The organism is Brevundimonas diminuta (assembly GCF_039673845.1).
GTDB lineage: Bacteria > Pseudomonadota > Alphaproteobacteria > Caulobacterales > Caulobacteraceae > Brevundimonas > Brevundimonas diminuta_E.
In genome coordinates, this window is the sequence record NZ_JBDJMK010000002.1 from 258,987 (window position 1) to 278,300 (window position 19,314).

General features: G+C 67.8%; 22 protein-coding genes and 1 other RNA gene. 11 read left to right on the forward strand and 12 right to left on the reverse strand.

From position 1 onward, the window contains the following. Nucleotides 1-85 precede the first annotated feature (85 nt). Entirely contained in the window at nucleotides 86-559 is a 474-nt protein-coding gene (locus ABE454_RS03155) for an Lrp/AsnC ligand binding domain-containing protein (RefSeq protein ID WP_346528946.1), read from the forward strand. Between the two features lie 76 nt (nucleotides 560-635). Then, nucleotides 636-1,922 carry a S41 family peptidase gene (locus ABE454_RS03160; protein ID WP_346528948.1) on the forward strand — a complete coding sequence of 429 codons (1,287 nt, stop codon included), beginning with the start codon at nucleotides 636-638 and terminating at the stop codon, nucleotides 1,920-1,922. 3 nt (nucleotides 1,923-1,925) lie between these two features. On the opposite strand, the gene ABE454_RS03165 is transcribed toward ABE454_RS03160, so the two are convergent. From ABE454_RS03165 to ABE454_RS03175, 3 genes are read right to left on the reverse strand one after another with little or no spacing between them, the layout of a single operon-like run. Then, complete coding sequence (locus tag ABE454_RS03165) at nucleotides 1,926-2,150, reverse strand: YdcH family protein (RefSeq protein ID WP_346528950.1); 225 nt, start codon at nucleotides 2,148-2,150, stop codon at nucleotides 1,926-1,928. 41 nt (nucleotides 2,151-2,191) lie between these two features. Beyond that, on the reverse strand, nucleotides 2,192-2,662 hold the full coding sequence (locus ABE454_RS03170; RefSeq protein WP_346528953.1) for a TIGR02444 family protein: 471 nt from the start codon (nucleotides 2,660-2,662) through the stop codon (nucleotides 2,192-2,194). Beyond that, a complete protein-coding gene (locus tag ABE454_RS03175; RefSeq protein ID WP_346529098.1) occupies nucleotides 2,659-3,264 on the reverse strand; it encodes a UbiX family flavin prenyltransferase in 606 nt (201 codons plus the stop codon). The genes ABE454_RS03170 and ABE454_RS03175 overlap by 4 nt, the downstream gene beginning before the upstream one ends. A gap of 126 nt (nucleotides 3,265-3,390) precedes the next feature. Between ABE454_RS03175 and ABE454_RS03180 the strand changes: the two genes are divergently transcribed. Next, nucleotides 3,391-3,564: a YdcH family protein gene (locus tag ABE454_RS03180; protein ID WP_346528955.1), complete on the forward strand. Its 174-nt coding sequence runs from the start codon at nucleotides 3,391-3,393 to the stop codon at nucleotides 3,562-3,564. A gap of 82 nt (nucleotides 3,565-3,646) precedes the next feature. Here the strand turns inward: ABE454_RS03180 and ABE454_RS03185 are convergent, their stop codons facing one another. After that, nucleotides 3,647-4,312: a DUF1013 domain-containing protein gene (locus tag ABE454_RS03185; protein ID WP_346528957.1), complete on the reverse strand. Its 666-nt coding sequence runs from the start codon at nucleotides 4,310-4,312 to the stop codon at nucleotides 3,647-3,649. 216 nt (nucleotides 4,313-4,528) lie between these two features. Here ABE454_RS03185 and ABE454_RS03190 point away from each other — a divergent pair, with 216 nt between their 5' ends. After that, nucleotides 4,529-5,182: a beta/gamma crystallin-related protein gene (locus ABE454_RS03190; RefSeq protein ID WP_346528959.1), complete on the forward strand. Its 654-nt coding sequence runs from the start codon at nucleotides 4,529-4,531 to the stop codon at nucleotides 5,180-5,182. 250 nt (nucleotides 5,183-5,432) lie between these two features. Here the strand turns inward: ABE454_RS03190 and ABE454_RS03195 are convergent, their stop codons facing one another. Beyond that, nucleotides 5,433-6,416: an NAD(P)H-quinone oxidoreductase gene (locus ABE454_RS03195; RefSeq protein WP_346528961.1), complete on the reverse strand. Its 984-nt coding sequence runs from the start codon at nucleotides 6,414-6,416 to the stop codon at nucleotides 5,433-5,435. Nucleotides 6,417-6,498: 82 nt separating this feature from the next. Here ABE454_RS03195 and ABE454_RS03200 point away from each other — a divergent pair, with 82 nt between their 5' ends. Beyond that, a complete protein-coding gene (locus ABE454_RS03200) occupies nucleotides 6,499-6,702 on the forward strand; it encodes a DUF1192 domain-containing protein (RefSeq protein WP_346528963.1) in 204 nt (67 codons plus the stop codon). Nucleotides 6,703-6,805: 103 nt separating this feature from the next. Then, nucleotides 6,806-7,312, forward strand: a complete 507-nt coding sequence (locus ABE454_RS03205; protein ID WP_430825534.1) for a DUF1465 family protein — start codon at nucleotides 6,806-6,808, stop codon at nucleotides 7,310-7,312. Nucleotides 7,313-7,471: 159 nt separating this feature from the next. On the opposite strand, the gene ABE454_RS03210 is transcribed toward ABE454_RS03205, so the two are convergent. Both ABE454_RS03210 and rpmE read right to left on the reverse strand, forming a co-directional pair. After that, nucleotides 7,472-9,028, reverse strand: a complete 1,557-nt coding sequence (locus ABE454_RS03210) for a L,D-transpeptidase family protein (RefSeq protein ID WP_346528964.1) — start codon at nucleotides 9,026-9,028, stop codon at nucleotides 7,472-7,474. Nucleotides 9,029-9,181: 153 nt separating this feature from the next. Then, a complete protein-coding gene (gene rpmE, locus ABE454_RS03215) occupies nucleotides 9,182-9,406 on the reverse strand; it encodes a 50S ribosomal protein L31 (protein ID WP_346528965.1) in 225 nt (74 codons plus the stop codon). A gap of 132 nt (nucleotides 9,407-9,538) precedes the next feature. On the opposite strand from rpmE, the gene ABE454_RS03220 reads away from it, so the two are divergent. Further along, nucleotides 9,539-11,383: an ABC transporter transmembrane domain-containing protein gene (locus ABE454_RS03220; RefSeq protein WP_346528968.1), complete on the forward strand. Its 1,845-nt coding sequence runs from the start codon at nucleotides 9,539-9,541 to the stop codon at nucleotides 11,381-11,383. A 28-nt stretch (nucleotides 11,384-11,411) separates the two neighbouring features. Here ABE454_RS03220 and ABE454_RS03225 read toward each other — a convergent pair whose 3' ends face one another. Further along, entirely contained in the window at nucleotides 11,412-12,452 is a 1,041-nt protein-coding gene (locus ABE454_RS03225) for a glycerophosphodiester phosphodiesterase (protein WP_346528970.1), read from the reverse strand. Nucleotides 12,453-12,574: 122 nt separating this feature from the next. Between ABE454_RS03225 and ssrS the strand changes: the two genes are divergently transcribed. The 3 genes from ssrS to ABE454_RS03240 all read left to right on the forward strand — a co-directional run bounded on the left by ssrS (nucleotide 12,575) and on the right by ABE454_RS03240 (nucleotide 14,422). After that, nucleotides 12,575-12,735, forward strand: a non-coding RNA gene (ssrS, locus tag ABE454_RS03230) — 6S RNA. Between the two features lie 323 nt (nucleotides 12,736-13,058). Next, complete coding sequence (locus tag ABE454_RS03235) at nucleotides 13,059-13,604, forward strand: 5-formyltetrahydrofolate cyclo-ligase (RefSeq protein WP_346528973.1); 546 nt, start codon at nucleotides 13,059-13,061, stop codon at nucleotides 13,602-13,604. Beyond that, on the forward strand, nucleotides 13,601-14,422 hold the full coding sequence (locus ABE454_RS03240; protein ID WP_346528975.1) for a TIGR00282 family metallophosphoesterase: 822 nt from the start codon (nucleotides 13,601-13,603) through the stop codon (nucleotides 14,420-14,422). Before ABE454_RS03235 ends, ABE454_RS03240 begins: the two co-directional genes overlap by 4 nt. A gap of 6 nt (nucleotides 14,423-14,428) precedes the next feature. On the opposite strand, the gene ABE454_RS03245 is transcribed toward ABE454_RS03240, so the two are convergent. From ABE454_RS03245 to ABE454_RS03260, 4 genes are read right to left on the reverse strand one after another with little or no spacing between them, the layout of a single operon-like run. Then, nucleotides 14,429-15,493 carry a glycosyltransferase family 4 protein gene (locus ABE454_RS03245; protein WP_346528976.1) on the reverse strand — a complete coding sequence of 355 codons (1,065 nt, stop codon included), beginning with the start codon at nucleotides 15,491-15,493 and terminating at the stop codon, nucleotides 14,429-14,431. A gap of 29 nt (nucleotides 15,494-15,522) precedes the next feature. Next, a complete protein-coding gene (locus tag ABE454_RS03250; RefSeq protein ID WP_346528978.1) occupies nucleotides 15,523-15,897 on the reverse strand; it encodes an indole-3-glycerol-phosphate synthase in 375 nt (124 codons plus the stop codon). Beyond that, the gene (gene purL, locus ABE454_RS03255) at nucleotides 15,897-18,107 is read right to left on the reverse strand and encodes a phosphoribosylformylglycinamidine synthase subunit PurL (RefSeq protein ID WP_346528980.1); all 2,211 of its coding nucleotides are present in this window, start codon (nucleotides 18,105-18,107) and stop codon (nucleotides 15,897-15,899) included. The genes ABE454_RS03250 and purL overlap by 1 nt, the downstream gene beginning before the upstream one ends. A 41-nt stretch (nucleotides 18,108-18,148) precedes the next feature. After that, a complete protein-coding gene (locus ABE454_RS03260) occupies nucleotides 18,149-18,943 on the reverse strand; it encodes a hypothetical protein (protein WP_346528982.1) in 795 nt (264 codons plus the stop codon). A gap of 121 nt (nucleotides 18,944-19,064) precedes the next feature. Here ABE454_RS03260 and ABE454_RS03265 point away from each other — a divergent pair, with 121 nt between their 5' ends. After that, nucleotides 19,065-19,301 (forward strand): hypothetical protein, encoded by a 237-nt coding sequence (locus ABE454_RS03265; RefSeq protein ID WP_346528984.1) that lies wholly within the window; start codon nucleotides 19,065-19,067, stop codon nucleotides 19,299-19,301. Nucleotides 19,302-19,314 lie beyond the last annotated feature (13 nt).

Sequence of the window (19,314 nt, forward strand, 5' to 3'; positions counted from 1 at the left end):
GGCCTCCGACGCTCGCAATCGCGTTGCGCATTTATCGCGGGTTTGTCAGTGTCGGGAATCTGTAAAGCGTAGGGGGAGAGAGCGCATGAGCGCCGGGGAATACAAACTGGACGATGCAGACCGCCGCATCCTGAGGGTGCTGCAGCAGGACGGGCGGATCACCAATCAGGATCTGGCCGCGTCGTGCAACATGTCGGCGTCATCGTGTTTCGAGCGTGTGCGTCGGCTGCGCGAGCGCGGGGTCATCACGGGCTATACGGCCCTGATCGATCCGAAGTTCGCAGAGCGCGAACTGCTGATCTTCATCGAGGTGCTGCTGGACCGCACGACCTCGGACATCTTCGACCAGTTCGCCGAGCGCATCCGCCGCTCGCCCGAGGTGTTGGAGTGCCACATGGTGGCGGGGGGCTTCGACTATCTGGTCAAGGTGCGGATGAAGGACATGGCGGCCTACCGCATCTTCCTGGCCGACACCCTGATCGTCATGCCGGGCGTGCGCGAAACCCGCACCTATGCCGTGATGGAAGAGGTCAAGGACACCTCGGTCCTGCCGCTGTAGGGCAGGGTATTTGATCTAAACAGAGAACGTCGTTTTCGTTTATGAATCCTCCCCGGGCGACCGGGGAGGATTTTTCATGAAGGCGGTGTTTCTGGCGATCGGAATGGCGTTGATGGGCGCGCCTGCTGTTGCTGCTTCTGAGGCAACTGATCCTGCCCGGTCGGTTCGTGAAATCGCCGATGTGATCGAGGAGAGTTTCTTCGATGCTGGCGTGGGGCGGGACGTGGCCGCGGGGCTGCGCTCCGATGCGGCGGCGGGGACCTTTTCCTCATATTCCGACGAAGCGTTGGCGAAAGAACTGACTTCGCGATTGAAGAAGGTTGATGGCCATTTCCGCGTCGGCGCGCCTGTTGCGGCGGGCGCGCAGGCCAATCCTTCGCCTTCGATTGAATATGAGGATCAGGTTCGGCGGATCAATTTCGGATTTCGCAGCGTAGAAATATTGCCCGGAAATGTCGGCTACATCGACCTTCGCTTCTTCGCGGACTTCGATAGCGTTGATGCGCTCGAACGATTGGCCGCCGACGCCGCGCTGCAGATGATCGCCCATACCGATGCGGTCATCATCGACCTGAGAGACAATGGGGGCGGCTCGCCTCCTATGGCCGCCTATCTCGCCAGCGCCTTCCTGCCGCCGCACAGCCGCGCCTATATGGCGGAGCACTATCGATCGGGAGAGGTCATCAGCCAGACGCCGGAAACGCCGGTTGATCCGGAGCGGCGCAGATTGAACACGCCGCTGATCGTCATGATCAGCGCGCGGTCGGCATCGGCGGCGGAGGCTTTGGCCTATACGCTCCAGTCCGTGCAGCGCGCGGTTGTGGTGGGACAGCCCAGCATGGGAGCGGCCAGTATGGCGAGACCTGTCGCAACGCCGTCGGGCTTTGTCGTCTTTGCGCCCTACGCCTCAACCCTCAGCCCACTCACGAATGCGAACTGGGAGGGGACGGGCGTTATTCCTGACGTGGCGGGCCCGGTCGCTGATGCGAAAAATCATGCGCACCAGATGGCTTTGCGCATGGCGACTGAACGTCTCACGAGGGCGGCCATGATTACTGAGAACCGCTGGATTCTTGAGGCGCTGGAAAAGCCCGCGGCCGAAGTCGCACTCGACGATTACGCCGGGCTTTATGGCGAGGTGGCGGTGAGCGTGTCTGGCGCGGGATTAAGCTATCGCCAGGGCGCGCGTCCGCCGTTGATGCTGCAACCCCTGGAGACGGATCTGTTCACCGTCGTTGATGAGCCGACCCAGCGGGTGCGCTTTAAACGGGACGGTTCAGGACGGGTCAGCGGGCTCAATCGGCTCTGGTCAGAGGGCACGGTTGAACCGACTCTGGCGAGGGAAGTCGCCCCTGTTCACTGAAGCCTAGGCGATGATGTCGGGCAGGATGCGGTTCTGCAGCTTTACGATGTCGTCGCGCAGGGCCAGTTTCTTGCGCTTCAGGCGGGCGATCATCAGCTGGTCGGGGGCGGGCATGCAGCCCAGCGCCTCGATCGAGGCGTCAAGGTCAGCGTGTTCCTGCAGCAGGCGCGCCAGCTCGGCGCGCAGCGCCTCGTCTTCTTCGGACAGGTAAGGTTCGTCGTCGTTCATCGTAAGCCCCGCACCGGTGTGGGGTTATAGCTTGGCCGGGGTCAGGCTGGAAGCAGTTCGGACAGGGTTCTGAGCGCCGGGCGCGGCACCACGCGGTCCCACAGGCGCGCGGTGTCGGCCATGGCGTCCAGCGGGGCGCGCGCCGGGCCGGACGGGGGCGGGGACAGGGCTTCAAGCCCTTCCAGCAGATGACGCTCTGCAGCCAGTTCGGCGGCCTTCACCTGTTCGCGCACGGCCAGGCGGGCGTCGGTTTCCAGGTCCGGCACGGGCGTTTTCAGCGTGCGGCGCACGGCGCGCAGCGGGACGATGGTGGTGGTCTGCCAGGCGCGGGCGGTGTCGCAGGCGGCCTCGATGGTTTCCTCGTCGGGCCGGCGCCCGGTGACGGCGGTCCAGGCGGCCCACAGCAGCAGGGGGACGTTCTGTTCGTGATAGTCCTGAAGCGACAGACAGGCGTCGGCGACGTCAGGCGCAGCATAGGCGGCGCAGGCCCAGGTCCACAGATCGTCGCTCATGCCTCGGCGCCGCCCTTCAGGCCTTCCCAGCGGCGCACGGCCGACCAGTCCAGACCAAAGACATCCAGCGCCCGGCCGACCGACTGGTCGATCATCTGCTCCAGACTGTCAGGTTTTGCGTAGAAGGCGGGCAGGGGCGGGGCGATGACGGCGCCCATTTCGGCCAGCGCCGTCATGGTGCGCAGGTGGCCCAGATGCAGCGGCGTTTCGCGCACCATCAGCACCAGGGGGCGGCGCTCTTTCAGCGTCACGTCGGCGGCGCGGGTCAGCAGGGTCGAGGTCAAGCCGGTGGCGATCTCGCTCATGGTCCGCACCGAGCAGGGGGCGACAATCATGCCCAGCGTGCGGAAGGAGCCGGAGGAGATGGTGGCCCCCACATCGTTCAGACGGTGGACCACATCCGCCTTAGCCGTCAGGTCGTCGGGGCTGAGATCCGTCTCCTGCGACAATGTGAGCAGGGCGGCGCGGGTGACGACCAGGTGGCTCTCGACTCCCAGTTCGCGCAGAGCGTCCAGCACGCGCGCGCCATAGATGACGCCCGAAGCGCCAGAGATTCCAACGACTAGCCGGGAGGGCGCGGGCGCCCGAACGGTCGAGTTCATAACATCGGCCAATTTCGCCTCCAACCTGTCCGGGTCCGGAGCGGCGAGGGTCACTGCAATGTGATTCCACACCCCGCCGAACCGGGCGCTCAGTGTAGTGGTCCCTTAGACATGGAGGCGCAAGCCATGACCATCGAGGCGCGTATTCGCGAACTGGGTAATCGGCATCGGTCGTTGGATGAGACCATCCAGCAGGAGATGCGGCGGCCCACCGCGGACCCGACACACCTCAGGGAGATGAAGCAGCGAAAACTGCGACTGAAGGAAGAGATCAACAGTCTGGAAGCCCGAGCCCACTGACGCGGCTTCCCACCTGAAATGACGACGGCCCCGGAAGAGCGATCTTCCGGGGCCGTTTTGTATCTGCTGACGGACCGAAGGATCAGTCGCGCGAGCCGAACACCGACTCGGCCGTGGGCTCGGCGCCCTTGGCGTAGTCGTCTTCCGCCTCTTCGACGGCGGCTTCGGGTTCAGCCTCGGCTTCGACGGGCTGAAGGACGCCGTTCTTGGCGTCGTCCTTGGCCTTTTTGTCGGCGGCCTTGCGGACCACTTCGTCCAGTTGCAGCTGGCCGGTCAGGCCCAGCGTCACCGGGTCCACCGGCTTGATGTTGGCCGAGTTCCAGTGGGTGCGGTTGCGCACGCTCTCGATCGTGGCCTTGGTGGTGCCCAGCAGCTTGGCGATCTGGGCGTCGGTCACTTCGGGGTGGTTGCGGACGAACCACATGATGGCGTCCGGGCGGTCCTGACGACGCGAGACGGGCGTGTATTTCGGACCCGACTTGGCGGGCTTCAGCAGTTCAGCGTGGCGGCTGACCACGGCCTTCATGCGGTAGTTCGCGTCGTTCTGGGCCTTGTCCAGCTCTTCGCGGGTCAGCTGGCCGTTGACGATCGGATCGGCGCCGCGGATGTCGCGGGCGACGTCGCCGTCGGCGATGCCGCGCACTTCAAGCGGGTGCAGCCCGCAGAAGTCGGCGATCTGCTCGAACGAGAGCGAGGTGTTGTCCACCAGCCAGACCGCGGTGGCCTTGGGCATCAGGATGTCGGTCATGGGCATGGATCCCGGCGGTTGCGGCCCGAAAAACGGGCGTTTGAATCGACGGCGCCCGACCTTTTCGGCCGGGCGCGAGAAGCCCTTTATAGTTGATTTCAGGGGAAATGAAAACGTCGTCTGTCGTTCTCATAAAGCGAAGGTTCATCTTGTCTGGGCAAGATTGGGGGCCAGGGCGCGATGTGCGCCCTAAGAAGGCTCCAAGGAGGCCGATCCATGAAGAAGTTCGTGATTGCCGCGGCAGGTCTGGCCCTGACAGCCGGTGGTTTCAGCGCCCTCGGCGCAGGTACGGCCGAGGCGCAGCAGCGAGGCGCGCCGCGCGGATCCTATGCGCAAAGCTGCGAAGGCTCCTATGTGAACCAAGGGCGGCTGTATGCCGACTGTCGCGACATGCGCGGCAATATGCGCTCCACCTCCATTGAACTGGCGCGGTGCTCCAGCAGCGATGTCGCCAACAACGACGGCCGGCTGGTTTGCGGCAATCATCGCGGCGACTTCGAGAACAGCCGTCCGGGCGGCGGTCGTCCCGGCGGCGGTTGGGGCGGCAACAACAGCTCTGGCCACGGCTCGGGCCATGGGTCAGGGCAGGGCGGCTGGAGCCAGTCCTCGATCACCGTCTATCGGGACTCCAACTATCGCGGCCAGTCGATGACCTTCCGCGAAGAGGTCTCGAACCTGCGCAACACGGGCATGAACGATGCGATCAGCTCGATCCGCCTGTCGCGCGGCGCATGGGAGGTCTGTGAGGACGCCAACTTCCGGGGCCGCTGCGAGATCATCCGCAACGACACCCGCGACCTGAACCGGATCGGCATGAACGACAAGATCTCGTCCATGCGCCCGGTCCGCAGCGGCGGCGGCCGCTGGTAGGCCGCGCAGGCGTTTGAAGAGAGAGGGCGGGGGGCTTCGGCTTCCCGCCCTTTTTCTTGGCGGGGTTCACATTCGATACCGGTCTACCGCCCTTACTACCGCTCATCCCGGCGGACGCCGGGACCCAGTGCTTTGGCTTCAAAGCTCTCAGCTCAAAGGCCAAGCCGCCTGTTCGGCGCTCTTACTGGATCCCGGCGTCCGCCGGGATGAGCGGTAATCAGCGTGGAGCGCTAACGGCCCATATGCCGACTCACGCCAACAGCATCACCTTGCCGACGTGTGCGCCCGCTTCCAGATGGGCGTGGGCGGCGGCGGCTTCGGCCAGAGGGAAGGTCGCCTCGATCCGGGCCTGCACGGCGCCGGACGCGACCCAGGGCCAGACCCTCGCCTCGACGGCGGCGGCCAGACGGGCTTTCTCGTCAGCCGGGCGGCTGCGCAGGGTCGAGCCGGTCAGCACGATCCGCTTCAGCATGATCCGCATCAGGTCGATCTCGGCCTTGGCGCCGGTTAGGGTGGCGATCACCACCCAGCGCCCGCCGGGCTTCAGGGCGTTGAGGTTCAGTTCGGCATAGGCGGCGCCGACCATGTCCAGCACCACATCGGCGCCGCCTTCGGCCTGAATGGCGGCGGCCAGATCGTGTTCGGTCGCATCCAGACTGATGTCGGCGCCCAGGGCGCGGGCGGCCTCGGCCTTGGCGGCGCCGCGCGAGGTGGCGATGACGCGGGCGCCCGCCGCCTTGGCCATCTGGATGGCCATGACGCCGATGCCGCTGGTGGCGCCGTGGATCAGCAGGGTCTCGCCCGCCTTCAGCCCGCCGCCCTCGAAGACGTTGGCGAAGACGGTGAAGGCGGTCTCAGGCAGGGCGGCGGCCTGAACAAAGTCCAGACCGGCGGGGATCGGCAGGGCGTGCCGGGCGTCGACCACGGCGTATTCGGCGTATCCCCCGCCGCCCAGCAGGGCGCAGACCCGGTCGCCGACGGCCCAGCGCGTCACGCCATCCCCGATGGCGTCGACCTCGCCTGCGACTTCCAGCCCCAGAATGTCCGAGGCGCCCGGCGGCGGCGGATAGCGGCCCTCGCGCTGGACGATATCGGGACGGTTCACGCCCGCCGCGCGCACGCGGATGCGGATTTCGCCGGGGGCGGGTTCGGGCAGGGGCCGCGTCGTCAGGCGCAGGGCGTCGGCGGGGCCGCGTCCGTTCTCGATCTCTATGGCCTTCATGGCGACGGGCATGGCGGGGCTCCCTTGGCTTGCATTCCGGATCAATGCGGCGTTCACATAGGAGTTCATGCCTGAAATGGCCAAGGAGGCGAGGATGAGTTTCGAAGATCTGGAGCCCCGGCCGCAGCGCGGCGAGGCCATCACCGCCCTGGGCCGCGAAGACCTGGACCTTTACGCCGTCGACGAACTGCAGGAGCGGATCGCCGCCCTTGAGGCCGAGATCGCCCGGTCCCGCGCCGCGATCGACGGCAAGTCCTCGCAGCGCAGCGCCGCCGATGCGCTTTTCAACTTCCGCTGAGTTTCAACCTGGGGGCGGTTTGTCAGGGCCTCTCCCGCAGGGACGGTTTACATGGCATGACGATTGCACCCTGCGGATGCATGAGATTCATGGATAGACGCCCGTGACCGCCATTGAAGCCAACCCGACCCCGGCAGGCCTGCCGGGCGCCGAAGTGCTGGACTTCGCGCGCTCTGAACTGTTCGAGCGCACTTTCCGCGAAGGCATGGAGCTGGTCGAGGAGACAGCCGCCTATCTGGACGGCGATGGGCGCCAGGATTCGCGCCTGCTGTCGCGCGCGGCGGCCCTGTCCTATGCGGGCGAGAGCATGAAGCTGACCACGCGGCTGATGCAGATCGCCTCATGGCTGCTGGTCCAGCGCGCCGTGCGCGAACAGGACATGAGCGCCGAGGCGGCGGGCGACCCCCGCTATCGTCTGGCCGACCGTCGCATAGAGACGGAGCCGCGTCGCGGCGACCTGCCCATCGCCCTGATCGAATATGCGGTGCGGGCGGAGAAGCTGTACGACCGCGTCCTGCATCTGGATCGCCAGATGTATGTCGCCCCCGCAGAGCCGCCTGCCAATCCGGTGCAGAATCAGATGGATATGCTGCGCGCGGCGTTTGGCTGAGGTTCTCCTCCCCATTTCATGGGGAGGTGGATCGGCGGCGCAGCCGTCGAGACGGAGGGGGCGCGAAACCGCTTCACGCCCCATCAGCGATAGCTGACCCCTCCACCGCTACGCGGTCCCCCTCCCCACGCAGTGGGGAGGAAAGAGGCGCGCGCGGCTTTACGGCGTGACTTCGTTCGGGTCGATCGGGGCGTCGGCGACGACCTGCGGCAGGTTGACGGCGATGCCCAGCGCATCGGCCAGTTTGGCGTCGCGCTTATAGACGTCCTCGCGGAAGGCGACGCGGCCCTGACCGTCGACGAAGGCGGTCCAGTACAGCAGGCGCACCCCGATGTTGCGGCCGGTGGTCACGCGCTTCGTCTCGCCGCTGGCCTGGGCCGCGTCGAATACGGCCAGCCGCTCGGGATCGGGCGACAGCAGCAGACGGGCGAAGCCGATGGCGTCCTGCACGCGCACGCAGCCGTGGCTGCGCTGGCGCACCGACAGGTTGAAGGCGCCCCGCGCCGGCGTGTCGTGCAGGAAGATGGCGTAGCTGTCCTGCAGTTCGAACTTCACATTGCCCAGCGACGACTTCGGCCCGGCGCGTTGGACCACCCAGCCGTCGGCGTTGACGTACATGTCGTTGGCCGCGAGGTAGCCGGGGCCCTTGGGCAGGATTTCACGACGCGCGATGCCCATCGGCACGGTCCACGGCGGATTGGCCACGACCGAGGCGAACGGTTTTTCAAGGCTGGGCGTCTGGTTGGACGCGGTGCCGACGACGACGCGGTTGGAGTGAACCGGCTTGCCGTCTTTCCAGTAGACCATGATGGCGGCGGCGGTGTTGACCTCGATCCGCTCGGGATTCAGGTCGCGCTTCAGCCAGCGGCGGCGCTCCAGGTTCAGGGCGATCTGACGGGCGCGGTCCTCGGCCGTCGCAGTCAGCGAGCGCTGGGTCGCGCCGCCGATGCGGCCGTCGGCGCCCAGACCGTGGCGGGTCTGGAAGCTGCGCACCGCCTGCTCCAGATCGGGGCCATAGGTCAGATTGCCCTTCAGGCGCTGGGCGTTGGCCGCGCTCAGGTCGCCCTCGGCGGCCAGACGGGCGGTCAGGGCGGGAATGCGCGGGTCGCTGGTCCCCGGCTCGATCGTGCCGCCGACGCGGAAGGCGGGCCAGCCGCCCTGACGCGCGATGCGGCGATAGCGGGCGTAACCGGCCGACAGATTGGTGTAACCCAGATCCGTCGGGGGCAGGGCGTCGAACCATTCGCTCAGCTTGTTGGCGGACACGGCCTCGACCAGACCGCGCGGCAGGTCGACGCTGTTCTTCTGCATCTCCCACAGCTCTTCGACCGTCTCGGGCCGGACGCGGCCCTCGGCCAGAACCTTGGCGTAGGCCAGGGCGGCGGCGGTGGAGCGGATCTCGGCCGTCTCACGGTCGGCGGCCAGACCGACGAAGTCGAAGAAGTCGCCGGGGGCCAGGCCGTGACGCTCGGCGCCCTGCGCCACTTCCTGCAGGATGCGCAGGCGGTCGGCGGTCCAGATCGGCTTGCCTTCGGTGAGCTGATAGACAGCGCGCACCCCGGCCTGCTGGGCGGCGGGCAGGCGGCCGGCCTGGGCGTCAAAGCCCGCGATGAAGATCTGGGGATCGGTGGTGCGCGTCTGCGCCAGGGCGCCAGAGGCCGCAGCCATCGTCAACGTCGTCGTGGCGACGCCCAGGCCCAATTCCCGTCGGTTCATCGTTTGAAACTCATAAGGTCCGATATCGGCCCAGACACGGCGTCTGCGCCCCGAGTGATCGAACGCGCTGATATTACCGGCGTTCCGGATAACAAAAAAGCGCCGGTCCGAGGACCGACGCTTTTGTGGCGAACTTGTCGCAGCAAGCGCAGCTTACTTCTTGATGAAGCCGCCGAACTTGTTGTTGAAGCGCGACACGCGGCCGCCGCGGTCCATCAGGTGCTGGTTGCCGCCGGTCCAGGCCGGGTGCGTCGACGGATCGATGTCGAGGTTCAGCGTTGCGCCTTCTTTGCCGTAGGTCGAACGGGTCTGATAGGTCGTTCCATCCACCATGGTCACGGTGATGAAGTGGTAGTCGGGGTGCGTGTCCGCTTTCATCGATCTTGTCCGTCTCTGCGCGACGACGATGCCGACCGTCACTGCGCGTAATTAGAGAATCCCGCCACAGGGCGCGACGGGAGCGAGGGGCGGCGTTTACACCGGGGGGCGTTCCGGGGCAAGAGCGCTGCCATGACCCACGCTGAACCCCAACGTCACGCCCAACCGGCAGGCCGCCCCGGCGCCGGGGCCGTTCTGGCCGAACAGATGGACGAGGCGGGCGGCAAGCGCGCCAAGAGCCGCAACATCCGCCCTCTGGGCCGTTTGCTGCCGTTTCTGGCCCGGCACAAGGTGGATGCGGGCATTTCGGCCATCTGGCTGATCGGCTCGACCGTCGCCTCGCTGGCGCTGACGGCGACGGCGCGCGGCGCCATCGACCACGGCTTCGAGAACGGCGGGGCGGACATCGACCGCTGGTTCCTGATTCTGGGCCTGAACGCCGTGGTGCTGGGGCTGGCGACGGCGCTGCGCTATTTCTACGTGACCAAGACCGGCGAGCGGATCATCGCTGACCTGCGCACGGCCCTGTTCCAGCGTATCCTGACGCTGGACCCCGTCTTCTTCGCCCATATGCGCACGGGCGAGGTGCTGTCGCGCCTGACCACGGACATTCAGCTGGTCGATACGCTGCTGACCACATCGGTCAGCTATGCCCTGCGCAACTTCCTGACCCTGATCGGCGGGGTGATCCTGCTGTTCTTCGTCAGCCCCAAGCTGACGGGCTTTGTCCTGCTGATCGTGCCGGTGCTGATCGTGCCGCTGTTCCTGTTCGGCCGGGTGGTGCGCCGCCTGACGGTGCAGTCGCAGGACACCTTCGCCGGGGCCGTGGGCTTCGCCGGTGAAAGCGTCGACGCCATAGAGACGGTGCAGGCCTTCGGCCGCGAAAAGAGCGCCATCGGCCGTTTCGGCGCGGCGGTGGAGGAGGCGTTCGCCGTCTCGCTGAAGCGGATGCGGGCGCGCGGCGTGATGACCGCCATGATCATCATGGTGATGTTCGGCGGCGTGACCCTGGTGCTGTGGCTGGGGGCGCAGGACGTGATCGCCGGAACCATGACGCCGGGCGCCCTGCTGCAGTTTGTCCTGCTGTCGGTGTTCGCCGCAGGCGCGGTCGGGGCGCTGGGCGAAAGCTGGGGCGACGTGCAGAAGGCCGCCGGAGCGATGGAGCGGATCGACGAACTGATGCGGGCGACCCCCGCCATCGCGCCGCCCGCCAGTCCGGTCGCCCTGCCTCAGCCGCCGCGCGGCGAGGTGTCGATGTCGGCGGTGGACTTCGCTTATCCGGGCCGTCCCGACCTGCCGGCGCTGAAGGGCTTCAGCCTGACCGTGCGGCCGGGCGAGACGGTGGCTCTGGTCGGGCCGTCGGGGGCGGGCAAGTCGACGGTCTTCCGCCTGCTGCTGCGCTTCTATGACCCGCAGTCGGGCCTGGTGTCGGTGGATGGCGTGGACGTGCGCGCAGCCGACCCGGTCGATGTGCGCAACCGCTTCGCCTGGGTATCGCAGGAGGCGCCGCTGTTCTCGGGCTCGGCGCTGGAGAACATCCGCTTCGGCCGCGAGGCCGCCACGCTGGACGAGGCCCGCGCCGTCGCCGCCGAGGCGCAGGCGCTGGGCTTCATCGACGCCTTGCCGGAAGGTTTTGACACCCCTCTGGGCGAGCGCGGCAAGAGCCTGTCGGGCGGCCAGCGCCAGCGTCTGGCCATCGCGCGGGCTCTGGTGCGCGAGGCGCCGATCCTGCTGCTGGACGAGGCGACCAGCGCACTCGACGCCGAGAACGAGCGTCTGGTGCAGGCCGCGCTGGATCAGGCGATGGAGGCGCGCACCACCCTGGTTATCGCCCACCGTCTGGCGACCGTGCTGCGTGCCGACCGCATCGTGGTCATGGACGGCGGCCAGGTGGTCGAGGAAGGCACGCACGCCGAACTGACGGCCAGGGGCGGGCTGTATGCGCGTCTGGCCAAGCTGCAGTTTCAGGGGACGTGAATAATACCCTCTCCCGGCGGGAGAGGGGCTAGCGTGCGTTGACGGCGGCGGCGGGAAAATCGCTGAATACGGCGTCGACTCCCAGCGCGTAGATCGCCTTCAGCCAGCCAGCCAGATCGCCGTGATCAGCGGGCGCGTCGCCCACGCGATACTGCGCGGCCAGGAACAGGTTCTCCGCCCGGAAGGTCCAGACCACGACATTCAGGCCCGCCGCATGGGCATCCTTCGTCAGAGGCGACGCCTCCAATGCTCGGCCCGCATCGTCGCGCGGCACGACCATCAGATCCTGCACCCCGACTGCACCGGCATAGCGGGCGATCTCGGCCAGACCCTGCGGCGTCGCCATTTCGGCATAGGTCGCGTCCGGCCGGTCGGCGGGGCCGCCGCCCGCCTGCATCAGCTGCAGCAGGGGCGCGTCGATGCGCGCCTTCAGCCGCTCCAGCGTCCCGACTTCGAAACACTGGATCAGGATAGGGGCGTCGGCGCCGGTCAGGCCGTGGCGCTCCAGCGCCGCGACGAAGGCGTCCTCCATCGGCAGGCCAAGGGTGGCGAAATGGCTGGGGTGTTTCAGTTCCGGCGCGACGCCGATGACGCGGCCGGTGCGGGCGCTGGCCTCACGGGCGATCTCGACCACGTCGTCGAAGGTCAGGATCGGCTCCTGCCCGTCGAAGGCGGCCGAGGCGGGGCGCAGGGCGGGCAGACGTTCGCGGGCGCGCAGCGTCTTCAACTCGGCCAGGGTGAAGTCTTCGGTGAACCAGCCGGTGATGGGCACGCCGTCCACCGCGCGGGTGGTGCGGCGTGCAGCGAACTCAGGCCGGTCGGCGATGTCGGTGGTCTCGCCGATCTCGTTCTCGTGGCGGACGACCAGGTGGCCGTCGCGGGTCATGACCAGATCGGGCTCGATGAAGTCGGCGCCCTGTTCGATGGCCAGCTCATAGGCGGCGCGGGTGTGTTCGGGCCGCTCGCCCGAGGCGCCCCGGTGGGCGATGACGACAGGGCGGGGAGGCGGCGTGGACATGGCCGGTTGGCTCGACGACAGGAGGACGGCGGTCAGAATGGCGGCGATCATGCGCCAAGGGTAGGGGCCGCACGTGACAGGCGCGTGATTTTTCCTTCTCGGAGCGGAGATGGTGAAACGCGCGCTTCGCCATTGTTGAAACACGCCCGAACGCCTATCTTGCGCAGCGGCGGGTCCTGCTGCGGCTCACGTCGAAGACAACATATCCTTCTGACCTTAATTCACTCATAGGGATCTGTCCCTGTCCGGGCTCGAGGGCCTGGGCATACGGAGCCCACCTGGCTACCCAGGTCGAGAGGATTTAAACGTTCTTCACGGCTCACGCGGCGCCGCCAACCCTTCTCTTTTTTTGCGCTATCGTTCGCGACGCGGTCGCTCACTGCTTGAGCGCGTTTGTGCGCTATCGCTCGCCGCGCGGCGGCTTGCTGTTTGAGCGGGTTTCGTGCGGTTATCGCCTGCCGAGCGGCGTCTGCTGCTTGAACGCGTCTGGGTGCGCTTTTCTTCACCGGCTTCTTCTCCCGCCGTCATCCTCGGGCTTGACCCGAGGATCGGGTTGGGCGACGCGCTCTGCTTGTCGGCGTTCAGCGCGCCGTTGGGCTGGATCCTCGGGTCAAGCCCGAGGATGACGGTGGAATTTGGCAAAGGGCCGAGCGTCCCATGACCCCCAAGCAAGAACTCCGCGCCGCCATGCGCGCCCTGCGCAAGCGTCTGGCCGGAGCCGACCCAGAGGCCGCCGAGCGCGCGGCAGGGCATGCCGACGCCCTGCCCTCCGGCGAGACGGTCGCCCTGTATCGCGCCATGGGGTCTGAGCTGGACGCCGACGCCCTCGCCAACATCCTGCATCAGTCCGGCCGCCGCCTGTGCCTGCCCGTGGTGCTGGAGCGTGACGCGGCCATGATCTTTCGCCTGTGGGCGCCGGGCGATCCGCTGGAGCTGGACGCCGCCGGTTGCCCCGCGCCCCTGCCGCTGGGGGAGGTGGTGACGCCGGATCTGATCCTGACGCCCCTGCTGGCCTTCGACGGCAACGGCGGGCGGTTGGGGCAGGGGGGCGGCTACTACGACCGGACCTTCGCGGCGCTGCCGGACGCACGCCGCATCGGCTTCGCCTATGCCGGACAGGCGGTCGACCGCCTCGATCTGGAGCCTCACGACATCCGCCTGCATGGCGTTTTGACCGAGACCGGCTATAGAGCTTTCCCATGAGATTGGCGTTTTTCGGTGATGTGGTCGGCAAGTCCGGGCGCGATGGACTTTCGGATCATCTTCCGGGGCTGAGGCGCGACCTCAGGCTCGACTTCGTGGTGGTCAACGCCGAGAACGCGGCGGGCGGCTTCGGCATCACCGAGAACACCGCCAACGACATCTTCAACGCCGGGGCCGATGTCCTGACGCTGGGTAACCACAGCTGGGACCAGCGCGAAGCCCTGACCTATATCGTGCGCGAGCCGCGCCTGATCCGCCCGGCCAACTATCCGCGCCTGATGGACGCGCCGGGGCGCGGCGCCGACGTCTTCGTCACCCCGGACGGCCGCCGGGTGCTGGTCATCAATGTGCTGGGCCGCGTCCACATGGACCCGATGGACGACCCCTTCAGCGCGGTGGAGCGCGAGCTGGAGGCCGCGCCTCTGGGCGTCGTCGCCGACGCCGTCATCGTCGACATGCACGCCGAGGCGACCAGCGAGAAGATGGGCATGGGCCACTTCTGCGACGGCCGCGCCAGTCTGGTGGTCGGCACCCACACCCACGTTCCCACGGCGGACGCGCAGATCCTGCCCGGCGGCACGGCCTATCAGACCGATGCGGGCGGCTGCTGCGACTATGACTCCGTCATCGGCAACGACAAGGAAGAGCCGTTACGCCGCTTCACCACTCGTCTGTCGGGCGGGCGCTACACCCCCGCCAGCGGCCCGGCCACCATCTGCGGCGTCTTCGTCGAGACGGACGACCGCACGGGTCTGGCCAAGCGGGTCGAGCCGATCCGCGTGGGCGGGCGTCTGAGCCAGGCGATCCCGCAGGTCTGAGGGCGTTCAGGCGCGCTTGGCCTGCACCAGCCGCTGACGCAGGGCGGCCAGATGTTCGGCGCGGTGCTGCGGCGTGTGGGTCTGCGCCACATAGGTCTGGGCCGCGCGGGCCATATCCAGCCGAAGCTCAGGCGCCTGCACGAGCTGGTTGATGGCGTCCTCCAGCGTCTGCAGCGTCACCTCGTCGACATAGAGGGCGTGCGGGCCGCTGGCCTCGCGCAGTCCGCCGCGTCCTGATGAGATCAGGGCCGCGCCCGCCGCATGGGCCTCCAGCGCGGTCAGGCCCAGAGGCTCGGCCCAGACCGAGGGCGTCAGGGCGATGGCCGCGCGCTGCATCTCGGCGCGCACCTGCGCCAGCGGCGCCGACTTCAGCACCCGGACCCGCTCGCCGAACCGTTCCAGCGGCGCAATGTGAGGCGCGGCCCAGTCCGCATGACGCTCCCAGTCGTTCAGCATCAGCACGGCGCGCCAGTCAGGATGGCGCTCCAGCACGGCGGGCAGGGCGGCGCAGATCACGTCCACGCCCTTTTCCGGCATGGCCCGTCCGGCGAAGGCGATCAGCGGCTCGCGCCCCTCGACCGGCGCGCGCCACAGGTCCACGTCGATGGGGTTGGACACGGCGAGGGCCTTGGCCTGCAGCCGGGGAAAGTCCTTCAGGAAATCCAGCCGCGCCGCTTCGCTGACGAAGATCAGCCCGTCCATCCGGTCATAGCGCCGCTCATAGCGCCAGCGGTCGATGAGGTGGCGCGGAGGCTTCACCGCATTGTGGCGATAAAGGGTGATCGCCGCGTTCGGGAAATGCGGGGCGAGCGCCACGGCCTGCTGCGTCTGCTGATGGAATTCGATGACGTCGGAGCGATAGTCGTCCAGCGCCTGACGCAGGGCTTTCAGCCGGTTTGCGGCGGGCAGAGTCTGCACCGGCAGGTCGCCGTGACTTTGCGCGCCTTCGCAGCAGAAGATGCGGATCTCGCCGCTGTCGGCCTGCGCCAGGGTGCGCGCCACCGTCTCCATCGAGTTCGGCTGGTGCAGGTCGAAGCGCGCGCCGACAGGCATGACGACGGCGGTTCTCATGGCCTGCGTGTCTCCGGTCAGTCGGGGGGTCAGTCGGGGGTTCGGGCGGCGGCGCGGGCTTCCAACGCGCGCAGGCTGGCTTCTTCGGCCTTCAGGTCTTCGGTCAGTTGGGCCTTCAGCGCCGGATCAGCGATGGCGGCCAGCGCCGTGCGCGTCTCCTGCACCGCCTGACGGCGGGCGGCGATCAGGCGCGACAGTTCATCCGCTTCATGCAGGGCAGGGCCGGAGGCGGTCGGGCGACGGATGGCCTCGACCTCCTGTTCTTCGGTGGTCTTCAGCGCGGCGGCCTGCCGGGCGGCGGCCGCATCGCGCAGGGCGTGCTGGACGGGATCGCCGCCCTCAAATTCACAGGCCGACAGCAGGGCGGCGCCCGCGACGACGAGGATGAGGGCGGCGCTTCTCATCAGCCTTCGATCCAGTTCGGCATCCAGCCTTCGTGGAACTCGCGCACATGGGCGACCGGCAGGCGGAACAGCTCGCCCGCGGCGCCGGATGCGGCGAAGTCCGCGCCCTTGACCCGGCCGATGACGGCGGCGTGCAGCCCGGCCGCCTTGGCCTTGGCGATCAGGGCGTCGGCATCGGCGACGGCGACCAGATAACGGGCCTGGTCCTCGCCGAACAGGAAGGCGTGGGCGTGGGCGTGGCCGGAGGCGTCCAGTTCCACGCCGACGTCCGAGGCCAGGGCGATGTCCGCCGCCGCCCCGACCAGGCCGCCATCCGACAGGTCGTGGACGACCGTCAGTTCGCCCGCTTCGATCAGGCTGCGCACGAAGTCGCCGGTCTTGCGTTCCAGCTTCAGATCGACCGGCGGCGGGGCGCCGTCTTCGCGGCCCAGAACTTCGCGCAGATAGACGGAGGCGCCCAGTTCGCCGTTGGTCTGGCCGATCAGCACCAACTGGTCGCCCTCGGCCGCGCCGCCGAAGCCGGTGGTCACGTCATAGTTGGTCAGCAGGCCCACGGCGCCGACGGTCGGCGTCGGCGGAATGGCGACGCCGTTGGTCTCGTTATACAGGCTGACGTTGCCGCTCACGACCGGGAAGTCCAGCTCGCGGCAGGCCTCGGCCATGCCGTCGGTGGCGCGCACGATCTGGCCCATGATCTCGGGCCGCTGCGGGTTGCCGAAGTTCAGGTTGTCGGTGATGGCGATGGGACGCGAGCCGACAGCGGTCAGGTTGCGCCACGCCTCGGCCACGGCCTGCTTGCCGCCTTCATAGGGGTCGGCCTGAACATAGCGCGGGGTGCAGTCGCTGGTGACGGCCAGACCCTTTTCCGTGCCATGGACGCGGATCACGCCCGCATCGGCGCCGGTGGAGGAATCCTGAAGCGTGTCGGCCATGACGTGACGGTCGTACTGCTCCCAGATCCAGCGCTTGGACGCCATGTCGGGGCAGGCGATGACCTTGATCACCGCGTCATTCCAGCTTTCCGGGGCCGGGACCTCGGCCGGGTCGAGACGCGGTTGCAGCTCAGGCTGGACCCACGGGCGGTCGTACAGCGGCGCATCGTCGAACAGCGGGGCCAGCGGCACGTCGCAGACGACCTCGTCGTGGTGCTTCAGCACCAGATGGCCGGTGTTGGTGGTCTTGCCGATAATGGCGAAGTCCAGACCCCACTTCTGGAAGATGCGGTAGCCGACGTCTTCATAGCCGGGCTTCAGCACGGCCAGCATCCGCTCCTGGCTTTCCGACAGCATCATCTCATAGGCGGTCATGCCGGTTTCGCGCTGGGGCACCTTGTCCAGGTCCAGCTCGACGCCGACGCCGCCCTTGCCCGCCATCTCGACGGACGAAGAGGTCAGACCCGCCGCGCCCATGTCCTGAATGGCGGCCACGGCGCCCGAGGCCATCAGCTCCAGCGTGGCTTCGATCAGCAGCTTCTCGGCGAAGGGGTCGCCGACCTGCACCGTCGGGCGCTTGGCGTCCGACTCATCGTCGAACTCGGCCGAGGACATGGTGGCGCCGTGGATGCCGTCGCGGCCGGTCTTGGAGCCGAAATAGACCACGTCGTGGCCCGCTTCCGGCGCGGCCGAATAATAGATCTCGTCGGCGCGGGCCAGGCCGACGCACATGGCGTTGACCAGGATGTTGCCGTTGTAGCCCTTGTGGAAGTTGGTCTCGCCCGCCACGGTCGGCACGCCGACGCAGTTGCCGTAGCCGCCGATGCCCGCGACCACGCCCTTGACCAGACGCTTCGACTTCTCGTGCGACGGATCGCCGAAGCGCAGGGCGTTCAGCAGGGCTACCGGGCGCGCGCCCATGGTGAAGACGTCGCGCATGATGCCGCCCACGCCCGTCGCCGCGCCCTGATAGGGCTCGATGTAGGAGGGGTGGTTGTGGCTCTCCATCTTGAAGATGCAGGCGTCGCCGTCGTCGATGTCGATCACGCCCGCGTTCTCGCCGGGGCCGCAGATGACGCGCTCGCCCGTCACCGGGAACTTCATCAGCTGCTTCTTGGACGACTTGTAGGAGCAGTGCTCGGACCACATGACCGAGAAGACGCCCAGCTCGACCTGATTGGGCTCGCGGCCCAGCCGGTCCAGCAGGACCTGATATTCATTGGGGGCGAGGCCGTACTCTTCGGCCAGTTGGGCGATTGTTTTTTGGGGCGCGCTCATGGGCGGGCCTTCTAGCCGTCTCTGGGGCGTCTGTCAGCCCATCAGCGGCGTTCGACGCCGCGCCTCAGACCGAAGGTGAAGATGACGCCCGCGACCACCAGGGCGAAGGCCGCCGCCAGCGCCATGAAGGCCAGCACCGGCTTGACTTCCTGCTCGGCCACGAAGGCCCCGACCAGCCCCCAGGCCAGCGGCAGAGGATAGGCCAGCGTCCGCAGCGCCCAGGTGATTCCCACGCCCGCCAGCGTCGTGACGACGACGGCCAGCAAGGCCCATCCGGTCGGCGACAGGGCGGCGGGCAGGGCGTCGAATGCAGTCGCCGCCGTGATCAGGTTCAGCGGCGCGGCGACCGTCAGCCATCCCGCCAGCGCCGCCAGCGGCCAGATCAGGAACCAGCGGTCACGCTCCATCATCCCGGTGTCGCGGATGGTCTGGAAACTGGCCAGCATCGGCAGCAGCAGGGCCAGCAGCGCGGCGAAGATGACCACCACGCTGGCCGCCATCAGATTCATCGCCGCCATGATGATCCAGAAGCCGATGCCGAAGAAGGCCACGACAGTCGGCCAGCCCATGCGGTTGATCAGCGTGCTCTCGCCTGTCTGCGGCAGAGCCTGCCGCCCCGCATAGACCAGCACGCCCAGATACAGCAGCCCCCAGATGGAAAAGGCGTATCCCGCCACCCGCAGGGTCTGATCGCCTTGAGCGGCGAACTCGGCCTGGCTCAGACCGAAGCCGCCCAGCATCTGAACGGCCGGAACCGCCACGGCGAAGACGGCGGCGGCCAGCACGGCCAGACGGCGCGTCTGCTGGGCGGGGGTGGGGCGGGCGATGGCGGTCATGCGTCTCTCCGGCTCAGCTTCGCCTTCATCTACGCGCCGCGCGACGGAAGGTTCACCGCAGGCGCGCGGAACCGCTCGGGCGCATTCGGCCTTGCTTCTTCAGAACAGACGACAGGAGACCATGATGGCCGAGAAACAGACCCCCGCCGATCCGACGATCAATGAGGAAGTCGCGACCAACCGCGCCCTTGAACAGGGTCTGGGCGTCGGCGCCCGCGAACTGGCCGCCATCCACGAATCCGGCGCCGAAGGCACGCTGGAGCGCGACCTCGACGAGGATGGCGAACCTGCGGATGAAGCCACGCAGGTCAGCGACGCCGGGCGCAGCGCCAGCGTGCTGGATCGCAAGGGCGGCTGATCCGCTTGACCGC